At 42.5% G+C, this 13,499-nt stretch carries 15 protein-coding genes; 11 read left to right on the forward strand and 4 right to left on the reverse strand.

Translation table 11 applies throughout. The annotated features are described in order from the left end of the window. The first annotated feature begins 5 nt into the window (after nucleotides 1-5). The 8 genes from VSQ62_RS30385 to VSQ62_RS30420 all read left to right on the forward strand — a co-directional run bounded on the left by VSQ62_RS30385 (nucleotide 6) and on the right by VSQ62_RS30420 (nucleotide 8,458). Nucleotides 6-1,235 (forward strand): sensor histidine kinase, encoded by a 1,230-nt coding sequence (locus VSQ62_RS30385; RefSeq protein WP_334638586.1) that lies wholly within the window; start codon nucleotides 6-8, stop codon nucleotides 1,233-1,235. An 86-nt stretch (nucleotides 1,236-1,321) separates the two neighbouring features. Further along, nucleotides 1,322-2,005 carry an ABC transporter ATP-binding protein gene (locus tag VSQ62_RS30390; RefSeq protein WP_334638587.1) on the forward strand — a complete coding sequence of 228 codons (684 nt, stop codon included), beginning with the start codon at nucleotides 1,322-1,324 and terminating at the stop codon, nucleotides 2,003-2,005. Further along, entirely contained in the window at nucleotides 2,002-4,368 is a 2,367-nt protein-coding gene (locus tag VSQ62_RS30395; RefSeq protein ID WP_334638588.1) for an ABC transporter permease, read from the forward strand. The genes VSQ62_RS30390 and VSQ62_RS30395 overlap by 4 nt, the downstream gene beginning before the upstream one ends. Before the next feature lie 238 nt (nucleotides 4,369-4,606). Continuing rightward, complete coding sequence (locus VSQ62_RS30400) at nucleotides 4,607-4,825, forward strand: flavodoxin (RefSeq protein ID WP_049948140.1); 219 nt, start codon at nucleotides 4,607-4,609, stop codon at nucleotides 4,823-4,825. A gap of 312 nt (nucleotides 4,826-5,137) precedes the next feature. Beyond that, nucleotides 5,138-6,400 (forward strand): AAA family ATPase, encoded by a 1,263-nt coding sequence (locus VSQ62_RS30405; RefSeq protein WP_016220485.1) that lies wholly within the window; start codon nucleotides 5,138-5,140, stop codon nucleotides 6,398-6,400. A 7-nt stretch (nucleotides 6,401-6,407) separates the two neighbouring features. Then, nucleotides 6,408-6,893, forward strand: coding sequence for an RloB family protein (locus VSQ62_RS30410; RefSeq protein WP_334638589.1), 486 nt, complete (start codon nucleotides 6,408-6,410; stop codon nucleotides 6,891-6,893). 200 nt (nucleotides 6,894-7,093) lie between these two features. Continuing rightward, nucleotides 7,094-8,173: a KAP family P-loop NTPase fold protein gene (locus tag VSQ62_RS30415; RefSeq protein WP_334638590.1), complete on the forward strand. Its 1,080-nt coding sequence runs from the start codon at nucleotides 7,094-7,096 to the stop codon at nucleotides 8,171-8,173. Between the two features lie 93 nt (nucleotides 8,174-8,266). Beyond that, nucleotides 8,267-8,458, forward strand: coding sequence for a hypothetical protein (locus VSQ62_RS30420; RefSeq protein ID WP_159757535.1), 192 nt, complete (start codon nucleotides 8,267-8,269; stop codon nucleotides 8,456-8,458). A 312-nt stretch (nucleotides 8,459-8,770) separates the two neighbouring features. Here VSQ62_RS30420 and tnpC read toward each other — a convergent pair whose 3' ends face one another. The 3 genes from tnpC to tnpA all read right to left on the reverse strand — a co-directional run bounded on the left by tnpC (nucleotide 8,771) and on the right by tnpA (nucleotide 11,258). After that, the gene (gene tnpC / locus VSQ62_RS30425) at nucleotides 8,771-10,432 is read right to left on the reverse strand and encodes an IS66 family transposase (protein ID WP_334638591.1); all 1,662 of its coding nucleotides are present in this window, start codon (nucleotides 10,430-10,432) and stop codon (nucleotides 8,771-8,773) included. Between the two features lie 150 nt (nucleotides 10,433-10,582). Continuing rightward, complete coding sequence (gene tnpB / locus VSQ62_RS30430) at nucleotides 10,583-10,909, reverse strand: IS66 family insertion sequence element accessory protein TnpB (protein WP_334633104.1); 327 nt, start codon at nucleotides 10,907-10,909, stop codon at nucleotides 10,583-10,585. Nucleotides 10,910-10,928: 19 nt separating this feature from the next. Continuing rightward, a complete protein-coding gene (tnpA, locus tag VSQ62_RS30435) occupies nucleotides 10,929-11,258 on the reverse strand; it encodes an IS66 family insertion sequence element accessory protein TnpA (RefSeq protein WP_334638592.1) in 330 nt (109 codons plus the stop codon). A gap of 49 nt (nucleotides 11,259-11,307) precedes the next feature. On the opposite strand from tnpA, the gene VSQ62_RS30440 reads away from it, so the two are divergent. After that, nucleotides 11,308-11,547, forward strand: a complete 240-nt coding sequence (locus VSQ62_RS30440; RefSeq protein ID WP_334638593.1) for a flagellar export protein FliJ — start codon at nucleotides 11,308-11,310, stop codon at nucleotides 11,545-11,547. 120 nt (nucleotides 11,548-11,667) lie between these two features. Here VSQ62_RS30440 and VSQ62_RS30445 read toward each other — a convergent pair whose 3' ends face one another. Continuing rightward, nucleotides 11,668-12,219 (reverse strand): helix-turn-helix domain-containing protein, encoded by a 552-nt coding sequence (locus tag VSQ62_RS30445; protein WP_159757541.1) that lies wholly within the window; start codon nucleotides 12,217-12,219, stop codon nucleotides 11,668-11,670. Between the two features lie 147 nt (nucleotides 12,220-12,366). Between VSQ62_RS30445 and VSQ62_RS30450 the strand changes: the two genes are divergently transcribed. Then, a complete protein-coding gene (locus VSQ62_RS30450; RefSeq protein WP_159757544.1) occupies nucleotides 12,367-13,059 on the forward strand; it encodes an AzlC family ABC transporter permease in 693 nt (230 codons plus the stop codon). Next, a complete protein-coding gene (locus tag VSQ62_RS30455; protein WP_159757547.1) occupies nucleotides 13,056-13,382 on the forward strand; it encodes a branched-chain amino acid transporter permease in 327 nt (108 codons plus the stop codon). Before VSQ62_RS30450 ends, VSQ62_RS30455 begins: the two co-directional genes overlap by 4 nt. Nucleotides 13,383-13,499: the final 117 nt, after the last annotated feature.

Here is a 13,499-nt window from a genome sequence, read left to right on the forward strand (position 1 = left end):
GAAGTGTGAAATTTCTATATGAAAAGCAGACACGAAGGTTTTATCTGTTTCTTGTAGTGATTTGTTTGCTGCAGATCTGCGTTTTGGGAATCTGCGGCATTTTTCAGGCACAGGATATCAGAAGAATTCTTATAAAACGCGAGCTTGCGGCAGCTTCTTATCTGTTGGAACAGGAAGTTTCACCTGCGCTGGTGGCTTCTGCATGGAATCATGTGGAGGTAACGGAAGAAGGGAAACAACTGTTGGAAACCATCGGACATACAGAACATACGCAGAGTTATTTACTGCTGTTTGCAGAGCAAACGTCCGTTTGGAAGATTGCAGCGCTGCTTTTTGTAGGTCTGGTGTTTGCGATTATGGTGTTGGGCGGTACGGGATTTTTTTTGCGAAGAAGAGAGCAGATGTATGAGAGTATTGAAACGGTGATTGCAGAGTATGACCAGAACCGGTTTGAAAACCATCTGCCCGCAGGAGAAACAGGGGCAATTTTCCAGTTGTTTGGCAGTATTGAACAACTTGCTATGTCGCTGCAGGCAAAGAGTGAGATGGAACATAAAGCGAAGATGTTTTTAAGAGATATGATATCGAATATTTCACATCAGCTGAAAACGCCTCTTGCAGCTCTAAATATGTATATGGAGATCATAAAGGATGAGCCCGAGAATGAAGAAACGGTGAAGATTTTTTCTCAGAAATCCATGAAATCTCTGGAACGGATGGAGCAGTTAATACAGTCTCTTTTAAAAATGGCGCGTCTGGATACTGGGAATATAGTTTTTGAAAAACGGGAGTGTTTTGCGGCAGAAGTCGCAGGGCAGGCAGTGGACGATCTGCTGGAACGCGCGAAGCAGGAGGGAAAAGAGATTTTGATGGACGGCAGGCCAGAGGAGAGACTGCTCTGCGATCAGGAGTGGACGAAGGAGGCGGTTGGGAATCTTATAAAAAATGCGCTCGATCATACGGAAACAGGAGATGTTATCCGTGTATCGTGGAAAAGAACCCCTGCAGTTTTTCGCATGACAGTAGAAGATAACGGGTCAGGCATTGCGCAGGAAGACATCCATCATATTTTTAAACAGTTTTATCGGAGCCGGTCTTCCAGTGACCGGCAGGGGACAGGGCTTGGGCTTTCCCTGGCGAAATCAATTGTGGAAGGTCAGGGGGGAAATCTGTCTGTGGAGAGCAGGCCGGGAGAGGGGAGCGTCTTCTGGCTGACCTTTCTTACTAATCTGTAAGTTTCCATTCACCGGAATGTAAGGTCAAGATGCTATTCTTTTTTTGTACATCCAAAAAAGAATAGTTGAGAAAGGCAGGGGATTGTATGGAAATATTAAAAGTAGAGAATCTGTGTAAGGTTTATGGAAGCGGAGAGGCCCGTGTAGATGCGTTAAAGAATGTTTCTTTATCCATGCAGAGAGGAGAATTCGGAGCGGTCGTCGGAGCATCCGGTTCTGGGAAGAGCACGCTTCTGAATTGTATTGGCGGGTTGGATGAGGCAAACGCCGGGAGTGTATTTTTAAATGGCAGAAACATATTTGCGATGGGGGAAAATGAACGAACAGTCTTCCGCAGACAGAATATCGGGTTTATTTTTCAGTCCTTTCATCTGATTCCAGAGCTTGATGTAGAGCAGAACATTATCTTCCCGCTTCTGTTAGATTACAAGAAACCGAATCAGGAACAGGTGGATGAGATTTTAGAGGTACTGGGGCTTACGAACAGACGGAAGCATTTGCCGGGACAGCTTTCTGGCGGACAGCAGCAGCGGGTGGCCATAGGGCGTGCTTTGATTATGAGACCGGCGCTGGTTCTTGCCGATGAGCCGACCGGGAATCTGGATTCCCAGAGCAGCCAGGATGTAATGGATCTTTTGTGCAAAGCGTCAAGGCATTATCAGCAGACTGTTTTAATGATTACCCATAATATGAACCTGACGTCCCAGGCAGACCGGGTGTTCCAGGTTACGGACGGTGAGCTTATTGAGCTGGGAGGTGTGTCGGATTGAAGCATTATCTGGATTTGATACAAATATCGGCGAAACAGCATAAGAAACAGAACCGGATGACCAGGCTCTGCATCGTGCTGGCAGTATTTCTGGTCACGGTGATTTTTGGGATGGCGGATATGGAGATTCGTTCCCAGATGATACAGGCGGTTAAGAGCGATGGAAGCTGGCATGCAGGTTTTGTGATGGATGAAGAACAGGGAGCGCTTTTGAAAGCACGGCCGGAGGTGGAACATATCGCGCGGTATGGGGTGCTGAATTATTATCTGCGAGACGGTTATCGGATTGAGGGAATCGAGACGGCAGTCTGTGGGTTTGACAAAGAGCTTTTGGAAATGTTTCCGGCAGCGGAGCTTACAGAGGGAACATTTCCGGAAAATACCGAAGAGGCAGTACTGAATGAGAGTGCAAAGACTCGGCTGGGCGTGCAGGTGGGAGATACTGTCAGCATGGCAACTCCTCAGGGGGAGATGAAGCAGTATCATATTACCGGGATTACGAAAGATACGGCATTAGAGGCAGAGCATGACGCGTTTGGCATGTATCTGAATACGGACGGATTTTCTGCATTGCGGCCGGAAGAAACAAAATCGGCACAGGAAGTGCTTTATTATGTAGAGTTTCGGAAGTTTTGTAATATCCAGAAAGCAATCCGTGAGATCAGCGCGCAGTTTGGCATGGAAGAGGGACAGGTGCGTCAGAATGTAAAGGTTCTTATGCTAATGTTTCAGAGCCAGGATACCTATATCCTGCAGCTATATTTTGTGGCGGCAGTTTTGGCGGCGTTAGTCGTGATTGCAGGAATCTTTATGATTACAGCAAGTATGAACAGTAATATCGCACGGCGGACAGAATTCTTTGGTATGATGAGATGCCTTGGGGCAACCGGAAAGCAAGTGATCCGTTTTGTGCGAAGAGAAGCGCTTGGCTGGTGCAGGACGGCCATTCCAGCGGGCATTATTGCGGGGATCTGTATGGTATGGGTTCTTTGTGGAATGCTGCGTTGTCTAAGTCCGGGGCTTTTTGAAGGATTGCCGGTGTTCGGAGTCAGTTATATAGCGGTCGCAGCCGGAATGATCGTGGGATTCGTTACTGTATTTCTGGCTGCAAGGTCTCCGGCTAAGCGTGCTGCGAAAGTGTCTCCGTTAACAGCAGTTTCCGGAAATGCAGGAACCGTGCAGGCAGTAAAAAGGACGGCAAATACACGGATTTTTAAAGTGGATATGGCGTTGGGGGTTCATCATGCTTCTGGAAGTAAGAAGAATTTCCTTTTGGTAACAAGTTCTTTTGCATTCAGTATTATCCTGTTCCTTGCATTTGGCACAGCTATTGATTTTATGCATCATGCGCTTACGCCGCTTCGTGCGTCCGCTCCTGATCTTTATATTTATAAGGAAGATTATACTAATCAGATTCCGTCAGAGCTTGATGAAGTAATCAGAAAATACCCGGGCGTGAAGCGTGCATTTGGCAGGGGTTATGCAGAGTTTACGGTTCCAGGAGAAGGGAGCACGCTTATCGTGATTTCTTATGATGACCAGCAATTTCAGTGGGCAAAGGATTCTCTGATTGAGGGAAATCTTCAGGATGCGATAGATGGAAAAGGCATGCTTTCCGTACATCGGGAAGGGAATACATTTGCAGCAGGCAGCAATGTCACGGTATCGGCAGGCGGCAGGGAGCAGGAAGCTTCCATCGTCGGTACCCTTGGAGATGTTCCGTACAGTTATGGAGTGGACGGTAATACAGACAGTATGACAGGGATGGCAGTCTGTTCGGAAGAATTGTTCCGGAAACTGACAGGAGAAGACGGGTATGCGGTTCTTGATGTACAGCTTAATCGGGATGCAACGGATTCACAGGTGCAGGAGATCCGCAAGGTAATGGAACAGGAATGTAGCAGTAGTGTTGCATTTTCTGACAAACGGATCGGAAACAAAGAAACGAAAGGGGCGAGCTATTCGATGTCCGTATTTCTCTATGGTTTTTTGGCAGTGATTGCTCTGATTGGTTTCTTTAATATCATCAATAACATTGCCATGAGCGTGTCGGCGCGGATGAGGGAGTATGGCGCGATGCGGGCGATTGGAATGACTGTGCGGCAGTTAAACAGGATGGTATTGGGTGAGACAATGACCTATACGGTCTTTGGTGTTCTTTTAGGATGTGTGATCGGGCTGCCGCTTAATAAGGTTTTGTTTCAAAACCTTGTGACTTCCAGATGGGGAGATGAATGGAGCGTTCCGGGATGGGAGCTTTTGGTGATTGTGTTCATTATGCTTGGCTCCGTATGTCTGGCGGTTATGGGGCCGGCGAAGCAGATCAAGAAAATGACGGTGGTGGATACAATAAGCAGGGAGTAAAAAGACGGTAAGGCCTTGGATATCGGAGGCACAGTTGGGGGCAAAAAACAATATCCGCTAAAAAGTATAATTCCGACATTATGCCGTGAGAACATTTTAGCGGATATTTTATATACGGAATTGCCTTGGAAAAATTGTAGGCACCAAAAACCCCGCTGCCGGAGCCGTTCCGATGAAGTCGCTTACTGCAGTTGCCAGCTCTTTTCGGCGGGGGCCGGTTACATTGTAACTGATTTCCATGGTACTGGCTTCGGAAAAGGTGGCAAAAATGATCGCCGCCGCAGTTGGAGCCGATCTGTTCAAGATTGAGCAAAAGGTTCCGTATGCCGCCGATTACAATACTTGTATTGAGCAGGCAAAAAATGACTTGAGGGCAAAGGCGAGGCCAGAGCTGGTATCCGTGCCGGAAAGTCTGGATAGCTATGATGAAATTTATTTGGGCTACCCTAAATTGTAGCCCCGTTTTGAGTGTGTATTATGTGTATCGTGTCCCCATAAGGGCAGGAAAAGGAACAGTATACACAGATAGCTGTAAAAAGTGTGTATAGCGTTAGCAGATAAATAACATAAAGTGAGGATAGCAATAGATGTATCTGGCAGGAAGTAGCTGGACCCATCTTTTTTTATTGTAAATTTATGGATAGACAAAGATAATTATGTTAAAATGCGATAATAAAATACATATAAGTGAGAATAAATCGAATTTACATGTTGAAAAAATGATAAAATGTGATACAATAGTTAGTAAAGAAAAATGTGAGGTGCAAGCATGCTTATACAATTTAATTTTAAAAATTTTAAATCATTTCGAGATGAAGCAATTTTGGATTTATCTGCGGCAAAGATGACAGAATTTTCTGACAGGGTGGTTTCGGAAGGAAATGAAAAAATTTTGCCTATGGCGGCTATATATGGTGCAAATGCCAGTGGGAAGTCTAATATATATAATGCGTTTGAATATATGGCAGATTATGTGATTGAATCTTTCAAATATGGGGATGAAGAAGAAAAATTTGAGGAATATCGGCCAACTCCATTTTTGTTTGATAGTATTTCAGGTAATGCTGAGTCTAGTTTTGAAATATATTTTACAATTTCAGGGGATAAGACAGAAAAAACATATAATTATGGCTTTTGTGTTGACAGACATGGAGTTACAGAGGAATGGCTGAATTCGAAGGCTAAGACAGCGCGTAAGTTTAAGTCTGTTTTTTATCGTTCTATTGAAGAAAATACACTGGACTTGTCAGGTCTTCCAAAGAGCAGTAGGGAGAATATTCAGGTGGCATTGGAGAAGCAGGTTTTAATTGTTTCTCTTGGAGCAAAATTGAAAGTGAATAAGTGTAAAGACATTCGGGACTGGTTTCTGGCAAATGAGTTCGCAGATTTTGGGGATCCATTTACCAATTTCTTTTTGTCACGTCGTTTGCCGAAAGGCTTTGTAGACGATGATAGTGTGCAAAAGAAAGTGATAGAGTATTTTGCCTCTTTTGATGAGCACATTAAAGATTTTGAGATAGAAAGGGTTCCGCATGACACTGAAACGAAAGAAGAAACATATAAAATCAGTGCATTGCACAAAAAAATAGATTCTGATGAATTTGCAGCTATTCCTTTGGGCATGGAATCGGCGGGGACATTGAAAATGTTTGCATTGTATCCAGAATTACAGGATGTTTTGGAAAAGGGAAGCGTATTTTTCATTGATGAATTAAATGCTCGTCTGCATCCGTTACTGGTTCGGAACTTTTTGCTTACTTTCCTGAATCCAGAAATCAATACGAATCATGCACAGTTGATTTTTACAACACATGATACATGGCAGCTGTCTAATCAGCTTCTTCGGAGGGATGAGGTGTGGTTTACGGAAAAAGATGGACAGGGGATTTCTAAATTGTATTCTCTGGCGGACTTTGTAGATGAATCTGGTGCCAGGATTCGAAAAGATGAAAGCTACGAAAAAAATTATCTGATTGGAAAGTATGGTGCGATTCCAACATTAAAGAGTATTGATATCTTTAAGGAGGGATGATCATAATATGGCAAGAAAAGACAGGACTGGTAACCGAAAGACCAGAGAACAGCGACAGCCATTAAAGATTCCGGAATTGGGTTATTATTTGGTGGTTACAGATACAGAGGCAACAGAAAGATGCTATTTTCAGGGACTGCATAAAGAGCTTCCGAAAGACATACAGAATAAATTAGTAATCAAGGTAGTGGAAACTAAGACAAGGGTAATGATTGATAAATGTCTGGAAATGACAGCATATGATGCGCAATATCGTATGCCTTGGATTGTGTTTGACAGGGATGAGGTAAAAGATTTTGATGAAATCATAAAGGAAGCGGAGGCATTGGGCATAAATTTGGGCTGGTCAAATCCATGTTTTGAAATATGGATGTACTCCTATTATGGAGCAATGCCAGCTATTATGGAATCTTGGGTATGCTGTGATGAGTTTGAAAAGATTTTTCAAAGAAAAACAGGACAAAAATATTCAAAATCAGATGCGGGATTGTAAGAAAAGATTTCCCGGACAGGAGATGAAGAAAAAGCTCTACAAATAGCAAGGCAGAAGTATGGGCAGTGTGTTCGAGAAGGAAAAACGATACCATCTAAGATGTGTCAATGTACGACGGTTTACCAGTTAGTGGAGGAAATAAAGAAAAAGGTAAATTTAGCCGATAAATATTTACTATAGGCAGAATCATGGAGGAATTTATGTGGAGAGATAGTGAAACAGAAATTGATTATTTAGATTATGGGTATATTGTTGATATTATGATTGATACCATAAATGATGAAAAGTTGCTTCCATCTTGTATAGGTTTGTATGGTGACTGGGGAAGTGGCAAATCGAGTTTGATGCATATGTGTATGAAAAAGCTTAAAGAGCAAAAAGATGATACAGTCTGTTTATTATTTAATGGCTGGTTGTATGAGAGCTATGACGATGCAAAGACGGCAATTTTATCATCAATATTAGATGGAATAAAAGAAAACCGAAAATTGGAAGGAACAGCGCTTGAGATAATACGGGCACTCTATCAAAGTGTTGATAAATTTAAACTAATTAAAGGAGGAATAAAATTTGGAATTGATTTGGCACTAACAGGTGGAATCGGTTCAATTGCTAATTTGACAATGAAGTCTGTAATAAAAAAATCAAAAAAAGTTTTAGGGGAATTAGATGAAGAAGCAGTAATTAAAGATATAAAGGAGAAGTTAGATTATAAGGAACTGCGGGAAGATATAAAAGAGTTCAGAGAGAAATTTGCAAAGTTGATAGAAGCGGCAGGAATTGAGAAACTTGTTATTTATGTGGATGAATTGGATCGATGCAGTCCAAATACTATTTTAGATACATTAGAAGCAATGAGGCTGTTTTTATTTAATGGAAAAGTAGCTTTTGTAATTGGCGCTGATGAAAGACATGTGTCCTATGCAATCAAAAATAAATTTAAAGACATAGAGGGCATTAATATGGATATTGGAAAAGAATATCAGGAAAAAATTATCCAATATCCGATTCGAATACCAAGTATGAATAAAGATGAAACAGAATTTTATATATTGTGTCTTTTAGCAGAAAATGAATTAGAAGAACAGAAGTTTAATGGTTTGTTATCATATTTGCAAGAAAAAACAGAGGATATCATAAGAGAAAAAATTGTAGACTTTAAAGAGAAAATAAAGGAATTTGTTTCAAAGGATTTTGGTGGAGCCGCACCGGAAACCTTATTAATCGGAGATCCCAAACACGCTGGAAGGGGAACAGAGGGCTGTGTAGGGGCGGATTGAATATCGGCAATGGCGATGGGACGCTTCTGGTAATCAATGAAGAAAACAAGCTGAACGGCATGGAGGGCAACCGGCGTATCGATGGGATGTGGTATGCGGCCCTTTTTTGTTGCCGGAGATACCGGGGACGAGATCTGCTCGTTAAGCGATGAGCAGCTTGCCGGATATGTCAAGCAGTTTGCACAGCTGGATGAGGACATCACCCCGGAAGAAATAGAATCCTATGCCGGGATGTCTATTGCAAAATCCGAGATTTTACGTTGGGGTTTTTTCACGCCTGAGTGAAGATGATTTAAGTACTGACTTATTGAAAGAAGATTAAGTGGCTTGAACGGACAATATTGCTCCATCGTGGATTTGAAATATTAAAGAAAAATGGAAAGAAAAGTATAGTAATTTCACCGGATCGGTGGTAGGATGTAGATAATATTTTTGATTGGAGGACGAGCAATGGCTGGAAGACGTAAAAAACAAAATAATCGTAAGTAGGAAATAATCCGTATCTGTTCATAAATCTACGCATTTGGTAAAATATTCCTTAAAGATGAATAGAGATTCATCCGTACTTTGACAAAAAAATCCACCTAACAGTTTCTGCTAAGTGGATGTCCCCTCTGGTCGTTTGGTACGACAGTTTTCCGGTATTGTTTCTGACCAGGGCAATAGTGGAAGAATGTCTTCTTTTGTCGGAAATGGAGCCAAATCTTTCATCTTTTCCAATATGTAGGTCAGATAATTATAGGGCTTGAGTCCGTTCAGGATCGCCGTTTCTGTTATGCTGTATACGGTTGCGCTGGCCTCTGCTCCTTTGATACTCTTAGAAAACAGCCAGTTGCGGCGTCCTACCGCAAAGTTCTTAATGGCTCTCTCAGCGGCCGTATTGTCGATACTCAAATGTCCGTCATCCAAGTATCTTCTTAAGTATTGTTCCTGGTTTATCGTGTACAATACCGCTTCTCCTATTTTCGATGATCTGTCTACTGCATCCTCCAGGGAATGCAGCCACTCAAAGAAGGCATCTAAAAGCGGTTTTGACTGCTTCTGACGCTCGGTATATTTTTCCTCCGGCGATTTGCCTCGGAGCATTTCTTCTATCTTATAGAGCATGCCGATCCGCTCCATTGCCTGATATGCAGTTGTTTCTTTCAGCTGCTCTTTGGTGAAATCCTTTTTCAATGTTGTAAGGGCTTCATCAAAACGCCGCCTTGCATGGGCCATACACCCTGTCACGGTGATCTTCTCCGGGAGACTATGGTACGCCTGGTATCCATCACAGGTAAGATAACCCTCAAATGTATCTCCCAGAAACTCCACCGGGTGGTAGCCGCCCCGGGTTCTCTCATACTGGAAGAGTACCATTCTCGGAGATCCACTATTCTCATCCGTAAGATACACCCACATCCAGTTCTGTGTCGTACCTTTCTGCCCCGGTTCGTCTATGACCTGGATCCGTGTCTCGTCGCTATGGACATACCTACTGCAAAGGAATTCCTCCTTCATCAGGTCATAGACCGGCTGGAGATACCGCCCGGCACACAGGATGATCCAGTTTGCCATCGTTTTGGTTGACAGATTCAGATCATACCGCGCGAATTCCCGCTCCTGGCGTGCAAGCGGCATCCCATTTACATATTTGGCATTCATGATACCTGCAACCAGGGATGGTGTGGCGACACTCCCTTTCATAAGTGCCTGGGCCTTCTCTGGCCGCTGCATTTTTCCGCATTTTGGACAGCTGTAAATATATGTGATCTCTTCTACGACTTCGAAACGGGCCGGTATAAATTTCAGATATTTTACTTTCTCTGTCGTCACTACTTTGTATTTCGTCCCGCATTCCGGGCAGAACCGTTCTTGCCCTTCCAGCTTATGTTCGATCACCTCTGTCGTCTCAAAAGAAGAAAGATCTTCTTCCTTTTTTCCAGCAGGTTTTTTGCGTTTGTAAGATTTCGGATGGATCTCTTCCATTTCCGGTTCCGCTGCATTCGGATCCGCTTCCTGCTCTGCTTCATTGAACAGATCCATCTGCGTATATCCATCCGCGTACTTTTCACTGGAGGCACCAAACTGTTTCCGCTGGGCAAGCGCCAGCCTGTCAGAAAGCAGCGCATTCATGAACTCCAGCTCCTTCATTTTTTCCGTCAGGAGCTGGATCTTAGTTTCCTGCTTTTGCTGATGCGCCTGCATGGTTGTAAGCAGTGTGATTATATTTTCTTTACTCATTTCCTGTAATTGTTTCTTAGAAAAAAGTGGTTCCATAGTCCGGTGCTCCTGATTGTTTTAAGCTAAGAAAAGAATACCATAAAACCGTGCTGTTTTCGAGGGGAAATGCGTTAGAAAAACAGAGGAAAAATTGCTGAAAATCCTAAGATTTTCAGCTTTTTGCGAATTGACAGACTCCGTTTTTGGCTAGATGACAATCTTGGGATGGTGCTCCTTGAAAGCGCCCTTGGGATCCAGGGATAATCCGTCACACAGCCAGTGTATTTCTTTTAACGTAACTTTTTTCAACTCATCTGGTGTATCCGGCCAGTGAAAGGAATGATGGTCCAGCCGCTTCATTAAGATCCAAAATCCTGACCCGTCCCATTGGAGGATTTTGATTGATGTGCGTCTGCGATTACAGAAGGCAAACATACAACGGGAATACGGATCCAGATGGAATTTTAGTTTTATAATAGCCGCCAATCCCTGGTAGCTCTTTCGTAAGTCCGTGACACCACATGCAAGATACACAGTTGTTCCGCCGGCCAGATCAAGCATAAGCACTCAGTGTATGGATCAAAGAAGCCATAAGTCCGACAGGACACCCGGCACCAATTTCAATCCGGATGCTTCCGGGAAGATAGATCGTTACAGGCACACCGCCGACTGAAAGATCAGATGAGATTTCCTGTTGGGAAGGAAGTTTTGCAAAAATAGGTTCATCTGGCTGTTCTTTTGTTTGCTTCCGGATCCAATAGCCAAAAGTTGATTGTGGAATTTGATGCTCCTGACACCATTCTTTCTGGGATAAACCACTTTCATGAAAGTCCTGGATACGTTTTGTCCAGAATTCTGTCTTTGTAAGTTCATTTTTATCCATAGGCAATACCTCCATAATTTGAAGTGATTGTATCAGAAATACACATGAATTGACAGATACGGATTATTTCCTACTTACAAATAATCTTACATTGGAAGAGCAGCTGGAAGCTGTGGAAAAGGATATCGCAGAATGTAAAGAACATATGAAAGTATTGAAAGAAAAGAAGAAGGAATTAAACAGCCAAATTGAAGAGGCTCAAAAAGAAAGATTGTACAAGGCAGTAGCTGAGTCAGGAAGAAGTATTGAGGAAATCCTTGAAATGCTTTCAAAGGAAGATTCAGAATAGATGATAAGCCATTATAGGAATAGGTATCCTATAGTGGCTTTTTTTAAATTTGACAAAATATTGGCAGACAATAGTGAACGTGGATTATAGTGAGTCTGTATTGGAAGGCAGATGAAGATGTTAATTAGGGTAGTAGTTGATTACCATGAAAGCCGCCATTATATTTTTCTGATTGATGTAAGTATGACCGATGGAGGAGTCGAATACAAGAGAATCTCCTTCTTCCAGTGTATAATCCCCTGTTTCCGTATGAAGAATCAGCGCCCCGCGAATCACATAAACATATTCTTGGGCTTTTTTGGAATGTCCAATAGAGGCATTGGAGGATTGGGCGTCTAATTCTACATAAAAAAGTTCAAAATTCCGGACGGGAGTACTTTTGAAATAGCAGTATACCCGGTAATGCTCGGATTCCCCTTTCTGTGCAGTAGTTTCTGACCTGCGTATAACAGTCGCCTCTTTTTCGATACCGTCCATTAGTCGGGTGTATGGCACATTCAATCCATTGGCAATCTTCCAGATGGTGTTGATGGTAGGATTGCTGCCGCCTTTTTCTATATCTGACAGCATCGCTTTGCTGATACCTGATATTTTTGATAGCTGTCCCAGTGTCAGGTTCCGTTCTGTTCTTAAATTTCTCAGATTAATTGCTATAACTTTTCCCAGTTCCATAAAATTTCCTTTCTGCTTGACAGATATATCGAACAGTTGTAAAATATAAAAAACAAAATCGTTCAAAATATCAGACGAATGTACAGTATGATATTCCACATTATAAAAAATATCGAAAAGGAAGTCAACAAAAGGGAGAAAAATTTGATGAAAACAAAAGCATTTAAGGCGGCATTGCCTTATACACTGCCGATTTGTGTGGGTTTTTTATTTCTTGGGATGTCCTATGGGTTTTTGATGAGGAGTAAAGGCTTCTCATTTGTTTATCCAATGCTTATGAGCATGTTTATATTTGCTGGTTCTATGGAATTTATCACAGCAGAACTCTTGCTGTCTGCTTTTCATCCGCTGCATGCTTTTTTTCTGGCATTGATGGTGAATGCCAGACATCTGTTTTATGGGATATCAATGTTGGAAAAATATAAAAATACGGGATGGAAGAAACCATATCTGATTTTTGGCATGTGTGATGAATCTTTTACTGTCAATTGTACGGTAACGCCTCCTGCGGATGTTGATAAAGGCTGGTTTATGCTTTTTGTAACACTGTTGAACCAGATTTACTGGGTCTCTGGAGCGACGCTTGGGGCTCTTTTGGGGTATGTCATTCATTTTGATACAACGGGGATTGAGTTTGTCATGACAGCTTTATTTGTAGTGATGTTTATAAATCAGTGGGAGGAGGCAAAAGACCACCGGCCGGCTTTGACAGGTCTTGGATGTTCTCTGCTTTGTCTGCTGATATTTGGGAGCGGGAATTTTATTTTGCCGGCGATGGCTTTGATTATACTGTGTTTTTCTGCTGATAAGAAGAGAAAAGATAAGGGGGCGGTATTATGACAGCCGTACAGGAGATTGTTACAATAATTGTAGTGGTGGCTGGCACTATGCTTACAAGGTTTCTTCCGTTTATTATATTTCCGGAAGGGAAGAAGCCGCCGGCATACATATCTTATTTGGGAACGGTACTTCCATATGCGGTGATTGGGCTTTTGGTGGTTTACTGCCTAAAGGATGCTTTTGCCGGAAAGTATTTTGTGATACCGGAGATGATTGCAGTTTCCTCTATTGTTGTGCTTCATAAATGGCGAAAGAACACGTTGCTCAGCATCGGGGGAGGAACGGTTTTGTACATGTTTTTGGTACAGGTTTGTTTTCGTTAGCATTTCCTTACGGGAATGTCATGCCGCCGTATGATGGGTACCGCGGCCATTTATACAATTTTTTAATTTGCCGCTGAACCAGCGGTGGGAAACATTACATTATTATACTAGGAGGTT

The sequence above is a fragment of the Sporofaciens sp. JLR.KK001 genome (assembly GCF_036941055.1).
In the GTDB taxonomy this organism is placed as follows: Bacteria; Bacillota; Clostridia; order Lachnospirales; family Lachnospiraceae; genus Sporofaciens.

What these genes read in the sequence shown, in the direction of transcription:
- VSQ62_RS30390 (WP_334638587.1), top strand. Translation starts at nt 1,322, where the DNA reads ATGGAAATATTAAAAGTAGAGAATCTGTGTAAGGTTTATGGAAGCGGA.
- VSQ62_RS30400 (WP_049948140.1), top strand. Translation starts at nt 4,607, where the DNA reads ATGGTACTGGCTTCGGAAAAGGTGGCAAAAATGATCGCCGCCGCAGTT.
- VSQ62_RS30405 (WP_016220485.1), top strand. Translation starts at nt 5,138, where the DNA reads ATGCTTATACAATTTAATTTTAAAAATTTTAAATCATTTCGAGATGAA.
- VSQ62_RS30410 (WP_334638589.1), top strand. Translation starts at nt 6,408, where the DNA reads ATGGCAAGAAAAGACAGGACTGGTAACCGAAAGACCAGAGAACAGCGA.
- VSQ62_RS30415 (WP_334638590.1), top strand. Translation starts at nt 7,094, where the DNA reads ATGTGGAGAGATAGTGAAACAGAAATTGATTATTTAGATTATGGGTAT.
- VSQ62_RS30420 (WP_159757535.1), top strand. Translation starts at nt 8,267, where the DNA reads ATGCGGCCCTTTTTTGTTGCCGGAGATACCGGGGACGAGATCTGCTCG.
- tnpC (WP_334638591.1), bottom strand. Translation starts at nt 10,432, where the DNA reads ATGGAACCACTTTTTTCTAAGAAACAATTACAGGAAATGAGTAAAGAA.
- tnpA (WP_334638592.1), bottom strand. Translation starts at nt 11,258, where the DNA reads ATGGATAAAAATGAACTTACAAAGACAGAATTCTGGACAAAACGTATC.
- VSQ62_RS30445 (WP_159757541.1), bottom strand. Translation starts at nt 12,219, where the DNA reads ATGGAACTGGGAAAAGTTATAGCAATTAATCTGAGAAATTTAAGAACA.
- VSQ62_RS30450 (WP_159757544.1), top strand. Translation starts at nt 12,367, where the DNA reads ATGAAAACAAAAGCATTTAAGGCGGCATTGCCTTATACACTGCCGATT.
- VSQ62_RS30455 (WP_159757547.1), top strand. Translation starts at nt 13,056, where the DNA reads ATGACAGCCGTACAGGAGATTGTTACAATAATTGTAGTGGTGGCTGGC.